The following is an 18,536-nucleotide window of genomic DNA, read 5'->3' as shown; positions in this document are numbered from 1 at the left end:
GGAGTTCAAGGCCCCATATGGGTGAAACATGAGGCCCCTGATTCACCCTGCGATTGAAGACGTTCAGCCCGAGGCGATCCTGCACGCGCTGGCCGATCCCGATCGGGCGGCGATCTTCGCGCGCATCACGCGCGCGGGCTGTGTCGAGGCCTGCTCGGCCGTTTCAGCGCTCGGCGAACGGGTGATCCCGAAATCGTCGCTGTCCAGCCACTTCAAGGTGCTGCGCGAGGCGGGCCTGATCCGGTCCGAGCGCCACGGCGTGGAGATGCGCAACCACTCACGCTTCGTCGAGGTCGATGCCCGGTTTCCCGGCATGCTCGCCGCGATCCTGAACGCCTACGCGGCCCGGTTCGCCCAGGACGGGGCGGCCGAGACCAACGCGGCCGGAACCTGCGGGACCTGAGCTTCCGCCGCTCGATCGTGCCTCGCGGCGTCGGGACGGCTCGCGCCGCCGACGGCGGTCAGCGTGCCGGAACTGTCCCGGGACCGAAGCCCGTGGGCGGGCGCGAGCCGAGATGGCCCCGCAGGGTCCGGCTCTCGTATTCGCTGCGGAAGAGGCCGCGCCGCCGCAGCTCAGGCAGCACCAGCTCGATGAAGTCGTCGAGGCCGCCGGGCAGGGTCGGCGGCATGATGTTGAAGCCGTCGGCGCCGCCGGCCTGGAAGCGCGCCTCCATCTCATCGACGATCTGCGCCGCCGTCCCGACGATCTGCGAGTGGCCGCGGGCGCCCGCGATGCGCAGGTAGAGCTGGCGCAGAGTCAGACCCTCGCGGCGGGCGAGATCGAACATGAGCTGCTGGCGGGACTTGATGCCCTCGGTCTCGGGCAGCTCCGGCACGGGCCCCTCGGGATCGTAGCCCGACAGGTCGTGGCCGCCGATCATGCGGCCGAGCAGTGCCAGCCCGACAACCGGGTCGATCAGGTCCTGAAGCGCCTCGAACTTCGCCCGCGCCTCGGCCTCGCTGCGCCCGACGACCGGGAACAGGCCGGGCATGATCTTCAGGTCATCCGGCACACGACCGAACCCGGCCATGCGCCCCTTGAGATCGCCGTAGAACTCGACCGCCTCGTCCAGCGTCTGGTTCGCGGTGAAGACGATCTCGGCGGTCCGCGCCGCGAGGTCCTTGCCGGGCCCGGAGGCGCCAGCCTGCACCAGCACCGGCTGGCCCTGCGGCGTCCGCGAGATGTTGAGCGGACCGCGCACCTCGAAATGCTTGCCGTGATGGTCGAGGGGCCGGAAGCCGTCCGGCTTCGAGAACTGGCCGCTGGCGCGGTCGATGATCACCGCGCCGTCTTCCCAAGTGTTCCAGAGGCCGAGGACCACGTCCACGAACTCCTCGGCGCGCTCGTACCGGTCGGCGTGGCGGGCGATCCGGTCGCCGCCGAAATTCGCCGCCTCCGCGTCGGTGGCGGATGTGACGAGGTTCCAGCCGGCGCGACCACCGCTGAGGTGATCGAGCGACGCGAACCGCCGCGCCACGTTGTAGGGCTCGTTGAAGCTCGTCGACGTCGTGGCGACGAGGCCGATCCGGCTCGTCACGGCCGCGAGGGCCGAGAGAAGGGTCAGCGGCTCGAAATGGGTCGAGCGCGCCGTGCGCTCGCTCGAGCGGAGGTCCAGATCACGGATACCCGTGCCGTCCTCGAGGAAGATCAGGTCGAATTTCGCGGCTTCAGCCCGGCGTGCCCAGCCGACATAGCGTTCCAGCACCAGCCCGCCGTCGGCCTCGCTGGAGGGATGACGCCAGCCGGCCACATGGTGACCCGTCGCGTAGAAGAACGCGCCGAGGCGCAGGGTGTCCTGTCTCATCGATCCGACCGGCTACGGGGACGGCCCGCTTCGGGCCGCGTCACGGGACGGAGTGTAGCCGACCGAGCCCCGGCCGCGAACCGCCGGTTGCAGCCGCGGTGAAAATCTCGAGCGCTTGAAACGGCCGCGACCTCCAGCGGCGGCCTCACGGACAAGGCCAGGTGATTGAATTCTTCTCGCAGCGCGACCGAACGCCGAAGATTATTGTCTTCAAACTCCAAAGTAGAGAACGCACTTTCGTTGACTCGGGCATGCTCCGACAGGATCTTGTATACACTGTCTGCACCAAGGACCCCGCGGCAACGATGAAGACGCAGAAGCCGTCCGGCAGTGGCCCCGGAGCGACTTTGCGCGAAGGCCGCACGCGCGCCCGCGATCGAGACGCCGCGCCGCGTCACCGCGGATGCACGCGCCTGCCGCGATGTCCGACATCGACGAGCCGCGTCCCGCCGCGCCGGGTGCCGTCGATCGTGCAGCACTGAGCGGCGTTTTCCGTCAACCAGACCGACCAAAACCACGCGCCGGGCGCAGCCTTCGCCTCCCGAGCGGGGCGCCAGAACCGCGCGCAACGCCAACCTCCTGAGCCCTAGGTTATGCCCATGTCCTTGCTCCGCCGATCCGTCCTGGCCGCCGGCCTTGCTCTGGCCGGTCTGGCGAGCCCGTTCGGGCCGGTGGCCCGGGCCGAGGAGCCCAAGGAGATCCGGCTGGACTGGGCCACCTACAATCCGGTCGGCCTGCTCTTGAAGGAGAAGGGCTTCCTGGAGGAAGCGCTGGCCCCGCGCGGGATCAAGGTCCGGTGGGTCCAGTCGCTCGGCTCCAACAAGGCTCTCGAATTCCTCAATGCCGGGGCCATCGATTTCGGCTCGGCGGCTGGCGCGGCAGCCCTCGTGGCGCGGATCAACGGCAACCCGATCAAGGCGATCTACGCCTACTCGCGCCCCGAATGGACGGCGCTCGTTACCCGCAAGGAGACCGGCATCACCAAGCCGGCTGACCTCAAGGGCAAGCGCGTCGCGGTCACCCGCGGCACTGATCCGCACATCTTCCTGATCCGCGCGCTCCAGGGCGCCGGCCTGACCGAGCGCGATGCCAAGCTCGTCCTGCTGCAGCACCCCGACGGGCGCACCGCCCTCGACCGGGGTGACGTGGACGCCTGGGCGGGCCTCGACCCGATGATGGCGGCGGCCGAGATCGAGAACGGCGACGTCCTGTTCTACCGCGACGCCGCCGCGAATACCTGGGGCCTGCTCGACGTCCGGGAGGCCTTCGCCAAGGAAAATCCCGATCTCGTGCGGGTGGTGATCGCCGCCTACGAGCGGGCGCGGGCCTATGCGCTGGCCAACCCGCAGGCGCTCTCCGCCGCTCTGGTCGCGGCCACCAAGCTGCCAGAGTCGGTGATCGCCCGCCAGCTCGAGCGCAACGATCTGTCCCAGCCGGCGGTCGGCCCGGCCCAGGCCGAGTCGATCAAGGCCGCCGGCCTCGCGCTGCAGCAGGCCGGCGTGATCCCCGCCGGCACCGACGTGACGGCCGCGGTCGACGGCCTGCTCGACGCGAGCTTCAATCCCGTCGCCGGGCGGTGAGGCGCGGCGTGCCGCTGCTGCAGCGGGGCGGTCGCGCCGGACTCGGGCTGGTTCTGCCGCTCCTCCTCGCGATCGGATGGGAGATCGCGGTCGATACGGGGCTCGCGTCCGGGCGCCTGCTCCCGCCGCCGAGCCGGATCGGCGCGACGCTGTGGGACCTCGCGGCGTCGGGGGATCTCTGGATGCATGTCGAGGCGACCCTGGTCCGGGTCGGCCTCGGCTTCCTGTGCGGGGCCGCGGCCGGAATCCTGGCCGGCGCGCTGGTCGCCACGGTTCCGGTCCTGCGCTGGCTGGTCGATCCGAGCCTCCAGGCGCTGCGCGCCGTCCCGTCGCTGGCCTGGGTGCCGCTGTTCATCCTGTGGTTCGGCATCCTCGAGACGCCCAAGGTGCTGCTGATCGCCGTGGGCGTGTTCTTCCCAGTCTACGTCGGCGTGTCCGGGGCGATCGCCTCGGTGGATCGGAAGCTCGTGGAGGTAGGGCGGATCTTCCGGCTGTCGCGCCTCGCTCTCGCGCGCCGCATCCTGCTGCCGGCCGTCCTGCCGGCCACGCTCATCGGCTTGCGCACCGGCCTCGGGCTCGGCTTCCTGTTCGTCGTCGCGGCGGAGCTGATGGGCGCCTCCGAGGGCCTGGGCTACCTGCTGGTCGACGGCCAGCAATTCAGCAAGCCGGATCAGATCGTGGCGGCGATCATCGCCTTCGCGGTGGTCGGCAAGCTCGCCGACATGGCCTTGATCACGCTGACACACCCCTTGACGCGCTGGCAGGATACCGTGCGGGAGAACCTGTGACGGCCGATCCGAGACCCGCGCCATTCGAGCCGGCTCCGCGCACCGACCCCGACGGACCAAGGTTACCCGTGCTCAACGTCGACGACCTCTCGAAGACCTATGCCGACGGCACCGAGGCGCTGTCGGGCATCGGCCTGTCGGTCCGGCAGGGGGAGATCGTCGCGCTGATCGGCGGCTCAGGCTGCGGGAAGACGACGCTGCTCCGGCTGATCGCGGGCCTCGATCAGGCGAGCCGCGGGTCCGTGCAGGTCGACGGCGAGGCGATCCGCGCGCCCCATCCGAGCGTCGGCGTCGTGTTCCAGGAGCCGCGGCTCCTGCCCTGGCTCGACGTGGCGGGGAATGTCGGCTTCGGGCTCGCCGCCCTCCCCCGCTCCGAGCGCCGGAGCCGCGTCGCCCACGCCCTCGACCGCGTCGGCCTCGCCGAATATGGCCATCGCTGGCCGCGCGAGCTCTCCGGCGGACAGCAGCAGCGCGTCGCCATCGCCCGGGCCTTCGTGGCCCAGCCCCGGGTGCTGCTCCTCGACGAGCCGTTCTCGGCGCTCGACGCCTTCACCCGGAAGGGACTGCACGAGCAGCTTCTCGACCTCTGGACCGAGTCGAAGCCCACGATCCTGATCGTCACGCACGATGTCGGCGAGGCCGTCACGCTCGCCGACCGGGTCGTGGTGATGCGCCCGCGGCCGGGCCGGCTCGACGAGACCGTGGCGATCGGGCTCAGCCGCCCGCGCGATCCCGTGGCGCCCACCTACGAGGAGGCGGTGCGCCGGGTGCTGGCTGCCCTCGACCGCTCCCTGCGACCGGCCCAGACCGGCCCCCGTCCCACCCCCGAGACTCGCGCCAGCTGGTGGTGAGCCACCGCCGCCCGGCGACCCGATCCATGGATGATTCGATGCCCGTCACGCGCCGTACCCTGCTCACCGGCCTCTCGGCCGCGGTCCTCGCCGGGCTGAGCCGCCCGGCCCGGGCCGCCGCCACGCTGCGCATCGGCTATCAGCGCTCCTCGACCCTGATCGCACTGCTGCGCCAGGACGGCGCCCTGGAGCGCGCCCTGGTCTCCCTCGGCACCGGCCTGTCCTGGCACGAATTCACCAGCGGGTTGCCGATCATGGAGGCGCTGAATGCCGGGCAGATCGACGTCTCGGCCGATGTCGCCGACACCGTCCCGATCTTCGCCCAGGCCGCTGCCGCCCGGATCACCTACATCGCCCAGGAGGCGCCCTCCCCCGAGGCCCAGGCGATCCTGGTGCCCGCCGAGTCCGCGGTGAAAGCGGTGGCGGACCTCAAGGGCCGGCGGGTCGCCGTGACCAAGGGGGCGGGCAGCCACTACCTGCTGCTCGCGGCGCTCGCGGAAGCCAAGCTCACCTTCAAGGACATCACGCCGGCCTATCTGACGCCGGCCGATGGACGCGCGGCGCTCGCCAGCGGCGGCGTCGAGGCCTGGGTCGCCTGGGATCCCTTCCTGTCCGCGGCCCGGCAGCAATCGGGCGCCCGGGTGCTGCGCGACGGGGCCGGATTGTCGCTCTACAAGCGCTACTACCTCGCGGCCGATCCCTACGTCGCCGCCAACGGCCCGGTGCTCGCCGCCCTGTTCGACCGGCTCGCCGAGACCGGGGCCTGGGTCAAGGCGAACCCGGCCGAGGCCGCCTCCCGTCTGGCGCCCCTCTGGAAGATCGAGCCCGAGGTGATCGTGCGCGCCAACGCGCAACGGAGCTACCGGGTCGAACCGGTCACCCGCGCTGGCCTCTCGGAGCAGCAGAAGATCGCCGACGCGTTCCGCGCCGAAGGATTGCTGCCCCGTGCCGTCGATGCCAGCGCTCTGGCCATCTGGACGCCGCCGGCGCGCTGATCCGCATCGCGTTAGACATCGGCGCGTTCAGAGAACCGGTGCCAGCTCCCGAGCCGCCGGCTCGACCTGCCGGAACCGCGCGAAGCGCAGGGCCATCACCGGCAGGATCAGCAGGTTCAGAACCGTCGAGGTGACGAGGCCGCCGAGGATTACCAGCGCCATCGGCCCCTCGATCTCGCGCCCGGGCTCCCCGGCGCCCAGCGCCAACGGCAGCAGGCCGAGGCCGGTGACCAGCGAGGTCATCAGGATCGGCACCATCCGGTCGGCCGCACCCTCGGCGGCGGTGGCGGCGTTCCAGGAACGGTGATCGCGCGTCACCATCTGCTCGTAATGGGCGATCATCATCACGCTGTTGCGCAGCGAGATCCCCGACAGGGTCACGAAGCCCACGACCGAGCCCAGCGACAGCACACCGCCCGTGAGCGCCGCCGCCGCCACACCGCCCACGAAGGCGAAGGGCAGGTTGATCAGCACCAGCAGCAGGTTCGCCGCCGAGCCCGTGACGATGGCGAGCAGCACCACGATGCCGAACCCGGCGAGCGCCGCATGGAGCAGCAGGTCGCGCCGGGCGGCCGCCTGGGCTTCGGCAGCCCCCGAGAAGGTGACGTAGACGCCTCCGGGCAGCCGCACCTCCTTGGCGACCTTGCGCTTGGCCGCCGCCACGAAGCTCGCGATATCGCGCCCGACGACGTTGGCGGTCACCGCCTGGACCCGCTGCGCGCCCAGGTGCTGCACCTGGTACCGGCCGGCGCTCTCGTAGACGTCGGCCACCTGCGACAGGCGGACGTAGCGGCCACCGGGCGTCCGCAGCGGCAGGTCGCCCACCGCGCTGAGGCGCCCCCGCGCCTGGGCGTCGAGGATCACCAGCACGTTGAACACGGCGTTGCCGCGGTAGGTCTGGCCGACCACATCGCCCTGATAGGCGGTGCGGACCGCCTCCAGGACCTCGACCGGGTCGAGGCCCCAATGGCGTAGGTCCACCGGGCGCAGGGCGACAGTGACCTGAGGCAGGCCGGCGGGCGAGGCCTGCTGGACGTCGCGGGCGCCCTTCACCTCCGACAGTTCCTGGGCCACCGAGCGGGCGGCGGCCTCGATCCGGTCGAGGTCGCTGCCGACCACGTTGATCACGACCGGTGCGGTGAAGCCCGAGACCGTCTCCTCGATCCGCTCCGTCAGGAAGGTCTTGAGCGAGAAGGCCGCGCCGGGAAATCCCGCGATCAGCGCCCGGATCGCGGTCTCGACCGAGCGCTGGGCGGACCCGTCGAGGCCGGGCTGCAGATCGATGTGGATCTCGCTGTAATGTGGGCCGGCCGTGTCCTCGCCCGCCTCGGCCCGGCCGATCTGCGACGCCACCGCCCGCACGCCCGGGATCTGCTTCAGGTCCGCGGTGATGAGGGTGCCGAGCCGCTGCGATTCCTGCAGCGAGGTTCCGGGAATGGCCACCATGTGCAGGATCATGTGCCCCTCCCGGAGATCGGGGAGGAAGACCGCCCCGAGGGTCGGGAGGATGGCGGCACCGACGAGCGTCACCAGAAGGCTGCCGAGCATCGCGAGCCGCGGCACCCGGCCGACCAGGGCGAGCAGCCGGAGATAGGCCGCGCGGCTCCAGCGCACGACCGGCGGCTCCCGGAACGGCACGGCCTCGCCACCCTTCAGCCGGCCGGCCAGCAGCAGCAGCGCCAGCGCCGGGGTGACGGTCAGCGCCACGAGGAGCGAGGCGACGACCGCCGCGATGTAGGCGAGCGCCAGAGGGCCGAACAGGCGTCCGGCGACCCCGTTGAGCGCCAGCACCGGCATGAACATCAGGAGCACCGCCAGGGTGGCGTAGGCCACCGAGGTGCGCACCTCCAGCATCGCGGAGAACACCACGCGCGCCGCCCCGCGGCCGGTGCCGCGGGCCGCTCGCAGCCGGCGGGCGACGTTCTCGACGCCGATCACCGCGTCGTCCACCACCTCGCCGATGGCCAGCGCCAGTCCGCCGAGCGTCATGGTGTTGAGGCTCTCGCCCCAGGCCTGGAGGGCCAGGGCGGCGGCGATGAGCGAGAGCGGGATCGCCGCCGCGCTGATCAGAGCGGCCCGCCAATCCGCCAGGAAGACGAGGAGCACGAGAACCACCAGCACCCCGCCGAGCGCCAGGGCCTGGAGGACGTTGCCGGTGGCGACGTCCACGAAGTTCGCCGGCCGGAACAGGTCGGGGCGCAGGCTCACGCCCTCGCGGTCGAGAACCGGGCGCAGCTCGTCCAGCGCCGCCTCCAGCCGGGCGGTCACCGCACGGGTGTCGACCCCGATCTGGGCGCCGACCATCAGCAGCACGCCGGGCGTCCCGTCCACGAGGGCGCCGCTGATCGCGGGCTCGGGCGCGGCCGTGACGGTTGCCACGTCCGACAGGACCACGCTCGCCCCGCCATCGTTATGGAGGACGGTCCGTCCCAAAGCCTCGGGCGTGAGCGACTGTCCCTCGGTCCGCAGCAGGACCCGCTGGTTCGGCGTGTCGACGAAGCCGGCGCCCCGGACACCGGTCGCCTTGCGGGCCGCCGCCAGGACATCGTTGAGGCCGATCTGGTAGCGGATCAGGTCGTCCGGGCGGATCTGGACCTGGAGCGACCGGACCGAACCGCCGTAGATCGACACCTGGGCGATGCCCGGGACGGCCTGCAGGCGGCGGCGCACGGTCCATTCCGCGACATGGCGCAGGTCCATGGCATCGCGCGTCTTCGAGGTCAGCCCGACGAGGAGCACCGTGAGCGTCGAGGAGGTCAGCGGGGTCATGGCAGGCGCCGCGACCCCGTCCGGCATGCGGCCCGCAAGGGCCGCCAGACGCTCGTTGACGCGCTGGCGCACCCGGTCGACATCGCTGCCGGATCTGAATGCGGCGGTGATCACCGAGAGGCCCTGGATCGACGTCGAGCGCAGGGTCTCCAGGCCGGGCAGGCCGCCGACCGCGACCTCGACCGGCTGGGTCACCAGTACCTCGACCTGCTCCGAATCGAGGCCCGGCGCCTCGGTCTGGATCGTCACGATCGGCGGCGCGAATTCCGGGAAGACGTCGTAGCGGGCGCCGGCGAGGGCGTAGAGGCCGAAGACGATCACCGCGCAGGCCAGCGCCAGCACCACCCGCGGCAGCCGGACCGCGAAGCCGACGAGGAACGCCTGGGGTCCGCCGCGACCGGCAGCGGCGGGCGGCTCAGTCATCGTCGTCGCCCACGACCCGGATGCGGCTCTTCATCTCTTCGGAGAGCAGGGCCTGGCCGCCCTTCAGGACGATCTCGCTCGCCTCGGGCAGATCCTCCACCACGAAGGCATCCGCCGACATGGGCGCGTCCGGACGGATCGGATGCCGCACATAGGCCCCCTCGCCGGTGCCCCGGTACACCCAGGTGCCCCCCTCCCCGTGCACGACGGCATCCTCGGGGACGAGGACGCCGCGCACCGGGCGCGCGGCCGGCAGGAAGGCCATCGTGCTCGTGCCTGGCAGGAGCCCGCTCTCGCCCGAGACGAGGTAGAAGAAGCTCTGGCCCTGGATGCGCGGATCCGTGCGGGTCGCTGGCGAGACGAGCCGCAGGGGCACCCGCTCGCTCTGCGGCGGCACCTCGGCAGACGCTTGCTTCGGCGGCTCCGGGAGGCTCTCGCCCGGCGGTAGCGTCACCTGGACCAGGAAATCCGCGCGCTCGATCAGCCGCGTGACCAGGGGCGAGCGCTCGATGATCGCCTTGCCGAGCACCGAGCCCCATTCCTGCCGGGCGGTGGCCGCGAGGGTGCGCACCTGCGATTCGGCCGCGGTCACAGCGGCCCGATCGGTCAGAAGCGTGCCCTCGGCGGTCTCGATCTGCGCCACAGCCACCACCCCGGCCCCGAGGCTGCGCGCGCGTCGCGCGGCGCTGGCGGACACCTCGACCCGCGCCTGGGCCGTCTGAAGCGCCGCGACGGCCCCCGCGTAGCTGTTGGCGAGCTCGGTGATGCGGGCGAGATCGAGGACGCTGCCATACGCGGTCAGCTCCTGCTCGTGGCTCACCGAGGGCCGCGTCTCAGTGACGAGGCCGATCCGCTCGCGCTCGGCGGTAGAGAGCCGCACGACGGTGCGCCCGTCCTCGATCGCGGTACGCGGCGCGGGGAGCCGCGCCTCGGCAACGGCGTCTCCACGCAGGCCGGGGACAAGCGGTTCAAGCTGCTGCCGCAGGTCCGAGAGGATCGGAGCCGCGCGTGCACGGAGCAGCGCACCGGGCTCCGTGAAGGCGACGCACGCGGCTGCGAGCAGCAAGCCTCCGGCGAGCAGGAGCGTCCGCCGCTGACCCACGTCCCGTCCCTCCCCTGCGCCATTGCCGAATTTACCCGGCTCTAATGCCGAATACACCCGGATGCGCTGGGCTCAAACTGCGCCGCGCTGGGGCGGGGCAAGGATCCAGAGGAATGTCGCGAGTCTCTGCCCGCCGGTCACGATGCCGGACTGGGCCTGATCGTACCGCCTTCGCGTGACGGCGCCGGCACTGTGGCCACGGCGCGCATCGGCGCGGATCTTTGTCGACAATGCTCGGAAAACAGAAGGCCCGCCTCGCGCTGACGAGGCGGGCCTTCACCGATTTCCGAGCGTCTTGGCTGAGCTTTAGCAGTCGTTGCCCGACACCGGGGCCGTCTGGCTGTTGGCGGCGGCGTTGTTCATCGCGCCAACGGTGCCAGGTGACGCCGGCTGCTGGCCGCCCGCAAGGTTGGCGGCAGCCGGATCGGTCGAGTTCGACTTGGCACCCGGGCTTGTCTTGGCGGTGTCAGCCGTCTGCGTGGCACCGGCGTTGTTCATGGCGCCGACAGTTCCGGGCGAGGCAGGCTGCTGACCACCGGCCAGGTTCTTGCTCGATTTGTCGACGTCCGAGCTGCTGGGGTTGGATGACTGCTGGTCCGGCGTCTTCGACTTCGTCGTCCCGGTGTTGCAGGGCGCGGCGAGGGCGGGGCCGGCCGCGAGGGCGAAAAGCGCGACCGCGCTGGCCAGGCGTGAGACCTTCATCAAAACGTTCCTCCAGAGTTTTTCCTCGGACGTAATTGCCAGATCGACCCGGGAGTTCCGTTAATAGTGTCGGTATTTTGATGATGGACGGTCGAAAGCTCATGTCTTCGAGGCGCCGATCGGAGGGTGCGCTTTGCGAAACTGAAACTGTGCAACGCGGAGCGGTGCGCAGGCTTGCGGCATCACGCCGACGGGCCGCGATACACGACCGGGGTCTTGCCGACCGCGAGCAGCGCGTGTCGGGCCGATCCGACGTCGGAGCTGGACGTCGGCCAGACAATGACCAGGCATCGGCCTTGCAGACGGTGGAGGCCGGCGCGCGACTTCTGCTAGAGCACATCGGCGGGTGGGGTCGGATCGCGCTCCGAATGACGGAGCGGCACGGTTGAGGGAGCAAGTCCGGTGACGCGCGTGGATCTGAACTCCGATCTCGGCGAGGGCTTCGGCGCCTATGCCTGCGGCGACGACGCGGCGATCCTCGGGATCGTCACCTCGGCCAACGTCGCCTGCGGGCTGCATGCGGGCGACCCCGAGATCATGGCCCGGACCTTCGCGCTGGCGAAGGAGCGCGGCGTCGCCGTGGGCGCCCATCCGGGTTTCCCGGATCTCTGGGGCTTCGGTCGGCGGCGGATGCCGTTCAGCCCGCCCGAGATCGAGCGGCTGGTCGCCTATCAGGTCGGCGCCGCGCAGGCGCTCGCGGCCTATGCCGGTCACCGCATCACCTACGTGAAGGCGCACGGAGCGCTCGCCAACATCGCCGCCGAGGAGCGGCCGGTGGCCGACGCCATCGCCCGGGCGGTCCGGGCGGTGGACCGCGACCTCGCGCTGCTGGCCATCGCGCTAACCGCCCAGGTGCCGGCGGGCGAAGCCTGCGGGCTGGAGGTCCATCAGGAGATCTTCGCCGACCGCGGCTACACGGAGGCCGGCCTGCTGATCCCGCGCGGCCAGCCCGGCGCTCTGATCACGGAGGCTGACGCGGCCGCCGACCGGGTCGTGCGCATGGTCGAGGCCGGCGCGATCATCACGGCGGCGGGCACGCATCTGCCGACACCGATCCGCTCGATCTGCGTCCACGGCGATTCCGACCATGCTGTCGCCACCGCCCGGGCGGTGCGCGCCCGGCTGGAGGGCGCAGGGGTGACGCTGGCGCCGTTCCGGCCGTGAGCGCGGTCTCGGACGAACCCCGGCTCCTCGATGCCGGCGAGGCGGCGCTGGTCGTCGAGTTCGGCACCACCGTCGATCCCGCGATCAGCGACCGCGTGCTCGCGCTCGACGACGCCCTCGGCGCGGATCCGCCGGAGGGGCTGCGGGAGCGCGTGCCGACCTACCGCTCGCTGATGCTGCACTACGATCCTTTGGTGCTCGACCGCGACACCCTCGCCGCGCGGGTGCGGACGCTCGCGGCGGGCGCTGCCGCGCGGGCGGCGACGCCGACCCTGTGGACGCTGCCCTGCTGCTACGACGCCCCGCACGGCGAGGACATCGCCCAGGTGGCCGAACGCACCGGCCTGTCGCCGGAGGCGGTCGTCTCGACCCATGCGGGGGCGACTTATCGGGTCTACATGTACGGGTTCGCGCCGGGCTTCGCGTATCTCGGCGGCCTGCCGAAGACCCTGGCGGTGCCGCGGCGGGCGAGCCCGCGGCCTCCGCATCCGGCGAACGCCGTGGTGATCGGCGGCGGTCTCGCCGCGGTGGCGACCGTGCCGATGCCGACCGGATGGTACGTGATCGGCGCTACGCCGGCCCGCCTCTATGCGCCGGAGCGCGATCCGAGCTTCTTCGTCGGCGCCGGCGACCTGATCCGCTTCGAGGCGGTGGATGCCGCGGCCTTCGAGGCCCTGACCGCCCGGGAGGCGGCGGGCGAGCCGGTGGCGCGGCGCGGGGAGGCTCGCTGATGGCCGCCCTCGTCGTCGAGGCCGCCGGGCCCGGGATCACGCTGCAGGATGGCGGCCGGCACGGCTACCTGCGCTACGGGATCACGGCCGCGGGGCCGATGGATCCGCTGATCTACGCCACCGCCAACCGGGCGGCGGGCAATCCAGTGGACGCCGCCGCGATCGAGATCTCGACCGGTGGCTTGGCCGTCACCGCCGCGGACGGCGCCCTTGGGCTCGCGCTGGTCGTCCCGGGCTTCCGGGTCACGCTGGACGGCGCGGCGCTCCCCGACGCCGTCGCGCTGACCCTCGAACCCGGACAGAGGCTCGTCGTCCGGGCGGGCGACGCGGGCGCCTGGGGCTATCTGGCGGTGAGCGGCCGCCTCGACGTGGCGCCGGTCCTCGGCTCGGTGGCCACCCACACGCGCTCGGGCCTCGGCGGTCTCGACGGCCGCGCGCTGGCCGCCGGCGACCGGCTGCCGATCCGCGAAGCCAGGCCCGGCGATGGTTCGCCCCAGCGGCTCGTGACGCCCTGGCTCGACCGGGATCCGCGGGAGATCCGGGTCGTGCTCGGGCTGCAGGACGACTACTTCGCCGCCGATCAGATCGAGGCCTTCCTGGCCGGCCCCTGGACGGTCTCGCCGCGGGGTGACCGCATGGCCTGCTTCCTGGACGGCACGCCCCTGACACACGCCAAGGGTCACGACATCGTCTCCGACGGGGTCGCCATGGGGGCGATCCAGGTGCCCGGCAACGGCTTGCCGATCATCCTGATGGCCGACCGCCAGTCGACGGGCGGCTATCCGAAGATCGCCACCGTCATCGGCCCCGATCTCGGGCGCCTCGCGCAGATCCGCGGCGGGGCGCGGCTGTCGTTCCGGCGCGTCTCGGTGGCCGAGGCGGTGGCGGCCCGGCGGGCCGAGCGCGACGTCCTTGCCGAACCGGTGCGCCGGGAGCCGGTGGTCCGGACGGATTTCGCGTCCGACTTCCTGCTGGGGCTGAACCTCGTCGGCGGCGTCACCGACGGACGGCCCTGAACGCGCGGGGGACGCGCACGGCGTGCGCCGCCGCGATCAGGAGCGTAGAAGACCGCGCCGGCCGGGTCGCCGGCTGCAGATCCGAGAGAGCAGGAAGGTCGTCACGCATGGCTCACGCCGTCACCGCCTCGGGCACGCCGCCCGCGCGCAGCAACGAGCCCCTGAACGCCGACAGCGTGCGCCGCGCCCGCATCGACCTGGCCGCGTGCCTGCGCTGGGCCGCGCGCAACGGGCTCGAGGAAGGCATCTGCAACCACTTCTCGGCGGTGCTGCCGGAGCGGCCGGACCTGTTCCTGGTCAATCCCTACGGGCTCGCCTTCGCGGAGGTGACGGCGTCGAGCCTGCTGCTGTGCGACTTCCACGGCAATGTCGTCGAAGGGGATGGCCAGCCGGAGGCGACCGCCTTCCACATCCATGCCGAGCTGCACCGGCTGAAGCCGCGCGCCCGGGCCGCCTTCCACACGCACATGCCCTACGCCACGGCGCTCGCCATGCTGGAGGGCGAGCCCCTGATGTGGGCCGGCCAGACGGCCCTGCGCTTCTACGGCCGCATCGCGGTGGACGAGGATTACAACGGGCTGGCGCTGGACTCGTCCGAGGGCCAGCGGATCGCGATGAGCGCCGGCGAGGCGGATGTGGTGTTCCTGAAGAACCACGGCGTGATGGTGCTCGGCGAGAGCATCGCGGAGGCCTGGGACGACCTCTACTACCTGGAGCGGGCCGCACAGGCCCAGATCCTCGCCATGAGCACCGGGCGCGCCGTCAAGGTCGTGCCCGAGGCGATCGTCCGGCACGTGGCGGCCCAGGAGGCGGCCGGGCGCGCCGAGAGCGCACGGCTGCACCTGGAGAGCGTCAAGCGCGTCCTCGCCCGGGACGAGCCGGCCTTCCTCGCCTGACCGGCTCAGGGCGCCGCGCGGATCCGGTCGAGCAGCGGCGCGTCGGCATAGCCGTCCGGCGGCAGGCCGACCGAGCCCTGGAACGCGCGGAGCGCGGCGCGGGTCTTCGGCCCGATCTTGCCGTCGACGCCCCCGGTCGCGAAGCCGCGTTCGATCAGGCGGGTCTGGAGGTCGCGGCGCTCGTCCGCGGTGAGGGCCCGGTCGCCCCGCGGCCAGTCGCGGGTGAGCGCCGGATCGCCGCGGAGGCGGTCCGACAGGAGCGCCACCGTCAGCGCGTAGGACAGGGCGGTGTTGTAGCGCAGGATCACCGCGAAGTTCGGCTGGATCAGGAAGGCCGGGCCGCGGATCCCCGCGGGCAGGATCAGGGTCGCCTGGGCGTCGTCCGGCATCGGACGGCCGTGGGCCGGAATCACGCCCAGCGCCCGCCATGCCGCGACGCTGCGGGCGGTGGTCTCGTCGGCGAGCGCGGCGTCGAAGCGTTCCGGCAGTACCGCCTCGGTGCCCCAGCCGTCTCCGGGTTTCCAGCCGTGGACCCGGAGGTAGTTGGCCGTGGACGCCACGGCGTCGGGCACCGACGTCCAGATGTCGCGCTTGCCGTCGCCGTCGAAATCGACCGCGTCACGCTGGTAGACGGAGGGCATGAACTGGGTGTGGCCCATGGCGCCGGCCCAGGATCCGGTCAGCCCGCCGGGCATCCGGTCCAGGGGCGCCTGGTTCCAGGCCAGGATCTGAAGCGCGGCCGCGAGCTCGTCGCGCCAGTACGGGGCGCGGGCGGCATCGCCGCAGCCGAGCGTCGCGAGGGAACGGACCACGGGCTTCACGATCGCCGGATTGTCGAGCACGGCCCCGTAGCTCGACTCGACGCCCCAGAAGGCCACGATGATATGCCGGTCGACGCCGTACTTCGCCTCGATGGCCGCCAGGGTGTCGGCGTGCTCGGCGAGCTTGCGCTGGCCGGCCTCGATGCGGGCCGGCGTCACGCTGGCTTCGATGTAATCCCAGATCGGCCTGACGAACTCGCCCTGGCTTCCGGTCGCGGCGAGCACGTCCGGATCGGGGGTGAGGTTGCCGAGCTGCGCCTCCGCGAGGCTCTGCGGTACGGCCCGCGCCGTCGCCCAGGCGATCAGCTCGGTCCGGCAGGTCTCGAAGGGCTGCGGAGAGGCGATCGGAGGCGACCCCGTCTCCGCGACGGCGAGAGCCGGCGCGAGCACGCAGGCGGTGACCGCGAGGCGGACCGAGCCGCGCCGCTTCGCGTGCCGGATCTGCGCGTTGCCGTGATCCATGGGGTCTCCGGTGGCCCAAGCCGTGTCTGTCAGCCAGCATAGCCGCCAAGGCCGAGCGACTTCTAGGCGCGGGCCTGCACCGCGACGGACGCACGCTGCGCCCTACATCGATCCGGCGTGGCCCGACGGAGAGGGAAACCGTGAAGCGCATTGCCTGCACGGTGCTCGGCGCGACGCTGCTCGTCGCCGAGCCCGCCCATGCCCTGGAAGTCTCCCGGAGCCGCGACATCCCGGTGCGGCCGGATGCGGTCTGGGCCCTCATCGGGGATTTCTGCGCCATCCAGCTTTGGCACCCGCAGGTGCAGCGCTGCGTCCTGTCGAACGACGACGACGATGACGGCATCCGCGCGCAGATCCGCGGCCTCGTGGTGAAGGGCGGCCTGGGCACGATCGTCGAGGTCGAGACCGCCCGGGACGAGGCCGGCATGAGCTACACCTACAGCTTCATCCAAGGCCCGCTGCCGGTGCGCGCCTACAACGCGACGCTGGCGGTTCGCCCGAACGGGACCGGCGCGACGGTGATCTGGAGCGCGACCTTCGATGCGGACGGCATGAGCGATGCCGAGGCCGTCGCTGACATCACCGGCGTCTTCGATGCCGGGCTTGCCGGGATCGCTCGCGAGACGGCACGGTGAGTTCCGTCCGGATCGCGGCCTGGCGTGAAAAATGCCGCCCCCGCCCCTCGCCGCAGCATCGTCGAGGACCGATGTGAGCGGCGTCGGCGCGACCGCTCGGCCGGCGCGACACCCCCGAGGCAGCCTCAGGAGCCCGAGACCGCATGCGCCGTCACCGTCACGCCAAGATCGTCGCCACCGTGGGCCCGGCCAGCTCGTCGCCGGACCGGTTGCACGCCCTGTTCCTCGCCGGGGTCGACACCTTCCGGCTCAACTTCAGCCACGGCGTCCAGGAGGATCACGCCAAGGTCCATGCCGCGATCCGCGCCCTCGAGAAGGAGGTCGGCCGACCGATCGGCATCCTGCAGGACCTCCAGGGTCCGAAGATCCGGATCGGCACGCTGCAGGGCGGCCGCTTGGACCTTGAGGCCGGCGAGACGGTGCGCTTCGTCCTGGAGGGCGGCGAGGGCGACAAGCAGGCGATCCCGCTGCACCACCCCGAGATCTTCGACGCTGTGGTGCCGGGCCAGGAATTGCTGATCGACGACGGACGGGTGCGGGTCCGGGTGACCGGACCGGATCGGACCGCCATCACCGCTGAGGTCCTCACCGGCGGGCCGATCTCGAACCGGAAGGGCGTCAACCTGCCGGGCACGCTGCTGGACCTGTCGCCGCTCACCGAGAAGGACCGGGCCGACCTCGCCTTCGGCCTCGATCTCGGCGTCGACTGGGTCGCGCTGTCCTTCGTCCAGAAACCCTCGGACGTCATCGAGGCACGGGGGATCATCGGCGACCGCGCCGGCATCATGTCGAAGATCGAGAAGCCGCAGGCGCTTGAGCGGATCGACGACATCATCCGCCTCTCGGATGCCGTGATGGTCGCCCGCGGCGATCTCGGTGTCGAGATCCCGCACGAGGACGTCCCGGCCCGGCAGAAGGAGCTGATCCGCGCCTGCCGGCTCGCTGTGAAGCCGGTGGTCGTCGCCACCCAGATGCTGGATTCCATGGTCAGCGCGCCGGCACCGACCCGGGCTGAGGCGTCCGACGTTGCCACCGCCATCTACGACGGCGCGGATGCCGTGATGCTGTCGGCGGAATCGGCCACCGGCCGCTATCCTGTGGAGGCCGTGTCGATGATGGACCGGATCATCCGGAGCGTGGAGGGGCACAAGCTCTACCACTCGATCGTGGCGGCGTCCGAGCCCGGCGAGGAGGAGACCCCGCCCCACGCCGTGGCGACCGCCACGGCCGACCTCGCGGAAGCCGTGCACGCGGCCGCCATCGTCGCCTACACGGCGAGCGGGACGACGGCCGCGCGGGTCGCGCGCAAGCGTCCGGCCGCCTCGATCCTGGCCTTGACCCCGAACCTCGCCACCTCGCGCCGGTTGAGCCTGCTCTGGGGCGCGCACAGCGTGCTCACGGAGGATGTCGATTCCTACGAGGAGATGACCACCAAGGCCTGCCACCACGCGCAGGACGAGGGTTTCGCCAAGCCGAACGACGTCATCGTGGTCACCGCCGGCATCCCGTTCCACACCGCCGGCAACACCAACAACATCCGCCTGATGCAGATCTGATCCGGGTCCGGGTGATCACCTCGGCCACACCGTCCTTGCGAGCGGAGCGAAGCACTCCAGCAGCGCCAAACCCGAAAGGGTCGCGCCACGCTGGGTCACTTCGCTGCGCTCGTGATGACGGCGAGGACCCGCCCGGAGGCTTCACTGGTCATCGCACGAGGCGCGCATCGGTACGGCCGCCGGTGGAACGCGGTCGCCGGGTCACCCGTTGAATCCAAAGCTGCGCCGTTTTGGCGCGAA

The 18,536-nt window shown here is 71.7% G+C and carries 16 protein-coding genes; 11 read left to right on the top strand and 5 right to left on the bottom strand.

From position 1 onward, the window contains the following. Positions 1 to 28 precede the first annotated feature (28 nt). A complete protein-coding gene (locus ABIE45_RS10700; protein WP_192706700.1) occupies positions 29 to 403 on the top strand; it encodes a helix-turn-helix domain-containing protein in 375 nt (124 codons plus the stop codon). 58 nt (positions 404 to 461) lie between these two features. Here the strand turns inward: ABIE45_RS10700 and ABIE45_RS10695 are convergent, their stop codons facing one another. Beyond that, positions 462 to 1,805, bottom strand: coding sequence for an LLM class flavin-dependent oxidoreductase (locus ABIE45_RS10695; protein WP_192706699.1), 1,344 nt, complete (start codon positions 1,803 to 1,805; stop codon positions 462 to 464). A 599-nt stretch (positions 1,806 to 2,404) separates the two neighbouring features. On the opposite strand from ABIE45_RS10695, the gene ABIE45_RS10690 reads away from it, so the two are divergent. The 4 genes from ABIE45_RS10690 (at position 2,405) to ABIE45_RS10675 (ending at position 6,019) form a co-directional block, all read left to right on the top strand. Then, entirely contained in the window at positions 2,405 to 3,385 is a 981-nt protein-coding gene (locus tag ABIE45_RS10690; RefSeq protein WP_192706698.1) for an aliphatic sulfonate ABC transporter substrate-binding protein, read from the top strand. Between the two features lie 8 nt (positions 3,386 to 3,393). After that, entirely contained in the window at positions 3,394 to 4,173 is a 780-nt protein-coding gene (locus tag ABIE45_RS10685; RefSeq protein WP_373622285.1) for an ABC transporter permease, read from the top strand. A gap of 68 nt (positions 4,174 to 4,241) precedes the next feature. Then, complete coding sequence (locus ABIE45_RS10680) at positions 4,242 to 5,024, top strand: ABC transporter ATP-binding protein (protein WP_192706696.1); 783 nt, start codon at positions 4,242 to 4,244, stop codon at positions 5,022 to 5,024. Between the two features lie 38 nt (positions 5,025 to 5,062). Continuing rightward, positions 5,063 to 6,019, top strand: coding sequence for an aliphatic sulfonate ABC transporter substrate-binding protein (locus tag ABIE45_RS10675; RefSeq protein WP_192706695.1), 957 nt, complete (start codon positions 5,063 to 5,065; stop codon positions 6,017 to 6,019). Between the two features lie 27 nt (positions 6,020 to 6,046). Here ABIE45_RS10675 and ABIE45_RS10670 read toward each other — a convergent pair whose 3' ends face one another. From ABIE45_RS10670 to ABIE45_RS10660, 3 genes are all read right to left on the bottom strand, one after another. Beyond that, positions 6,047 to 9,211 (bottom strand): efflux RND transporter permease subunit, encoded by a 3,165-nt coding sequence (locus ABIE45_RS10670; protein ID WP_192706694.1) that lies wholly within the window; start codon positions 9,209 to 9,211, stop codon positions 6,047 to 6,049. Beyond that, positions 9,204 to 10,313: an efflux RND transporter periplasmic adaptor subunit gene (locus tag ABIE45_RS10665; protein ID WP_192706693.1), complete on the bottom strand. Its 1,110-nt coding sequence runs from the start codon at positions 10,311 to 10,313 to the stop codon at positions 9,204 to 9,206. The genes ABIE45_RS10670 and ABIE45_RS10665 overlap by 8 nt, the downstream gene beginning before the upstream one ends. Before the next feature lie 306 nt (positions 10,314 to 10,619). Next, positions 10,620 to 11,015 carry an exopolysaccharide production protein YjbE gene (locus ABIE45_RS10660; RefSeq protein WP_192706692.1) on the bottom strand — a complete coding sequence of 132 codons (396 nt, stop codon included), beginning with the start codon at positions 11,013 to 11,015 and terminating at the stop codon, positions 10,620 to 10,622. Between the two features lie 402 nt (positions 11,016 to 11,417). Between ABIE45_RS10660 and ABIE45_RS10655 the strand changes: the two genes are divergently transcribed. The 4 genes from ABIE45_RS10655 to ABIE45_RS10640 all read left to right on the top strand — a co-directional run bounded on the left by ABIE45_RS10655 (position 11,418) and on the right by ABIE45_RS10640 (position 14,822). Continuing rightward, entirely contained in the window at positions 11,418 to 12,179 is a 762-nt protein-coding gene (locus tag ABIE45_RS10655) for a 5-oxoprolinase subunit PxpA (RefSeq protein ID WP_192706691.1), read from the top strand. Then, on the top strand, positions 12,176 to 12,910 hold the full coding sequence (locus ABIE45_RS10650; RefSeq protein WP_192706690.1) for an allophanate hydrolase subunit 1: 735 nt from the start codon (positions 12,176 to 12,178) through the stop codon (positions 12,908 to 12,910). Before ABIE45_RS10655 ends, ABIE45_RS10650 begins: the two co-directional genes overlap by 4 nt. Further along, complete coding sequence (locus ABIE45_RS10645; RefSeq protein WP_192706689.1) at positions 12,910 to 13,926, top strand: biotin-dependent carboxyltransferase family protein; 1,017 nt, start codon at positions 12,910 to 12,912, stop codon at positions 13,924 to 13,926. Before ABIE45_RS10650 ends, ABIE45_RS10645 begins: the two co-directional genes overlap by 1 nt. A 107-nt stretch (positions 13,927 to 14,033) precedes the next feature. Continuing rightward, a complete protein-coding gene (locus ABIE45_RS10640) occupies positions 14,034 to 14,822 on the top strand; it encodes an aldolase (protein WP_192706688.1) in 789 nt (262 codons plus the stop codon). A gap of 5 nt (positions 14,823 to 14,827) precedes the next feature. Here ABIE45_RS10640 and ABIE45_RS10635 read toward each other — a convergent pair whose 3' ends face one another. Then, positions 14,828 to 16,105: a lytic murein transglycosylase gene (locus tag ABIE45_RS10635; protein WP_192706687.1), complete on the bottom strand. Its 1,278-nt coding sequence runs from the start codon at positions 16,103 to 16,105 to the stop codon at positions 14,828 to 14,830. A gap of 140 nt (positions 16,106 to 16,245) precedes the next feature. Here ABIE45_RS10635 and ABIE45_RS10630 point away from each other — a divergent pair, with 140 nt between their 5' ends. Together ABIE45_RS10630 and pyk are read left to right on the top strand one after the other, a co-directional pair. Continuing rightward, positions 16,246 to 16,740, top strand: a complete 495-nt coding sequence (locus tag ABIE45_RS10630; protein ID WP_192706686.1) for an SRPBCC family protein — start codon at positions 16,246 to 16,248, stop codon at positions 16,738 to 16,740. 143 nt (positions 16,741 to 16,883) lie between these two features. Next, positions 16,884 to 18,296, top strand: a complete 1,413-nt coding sequence (gene pyk, locus ABIE45_RS10625; protein ID WP_192706685.1) for a pyruvate kinase — start codon at positions 16,884 to 16,886, stop codon at positions 18,294 to 18,296. The last annotated feature ends 240 nt before the right edge of the window (positions 18,297 to 18,536 follow it).

The organism is Methylobacterium sp. OAE515 (assembly GCF_041806315.1).
Lineage (GTDB): Bacteria > Pseudomonadota > Alphaproteobacteria > Rhizobiales > Beijerinckiaceae > Methylobacterium > Methylobacterium tardum.
The sequence above is the reverse complement of the archived record's forward strand: the minus strand, read 5'-3'. Positions and strand labels throughout refer to the sequence as shown.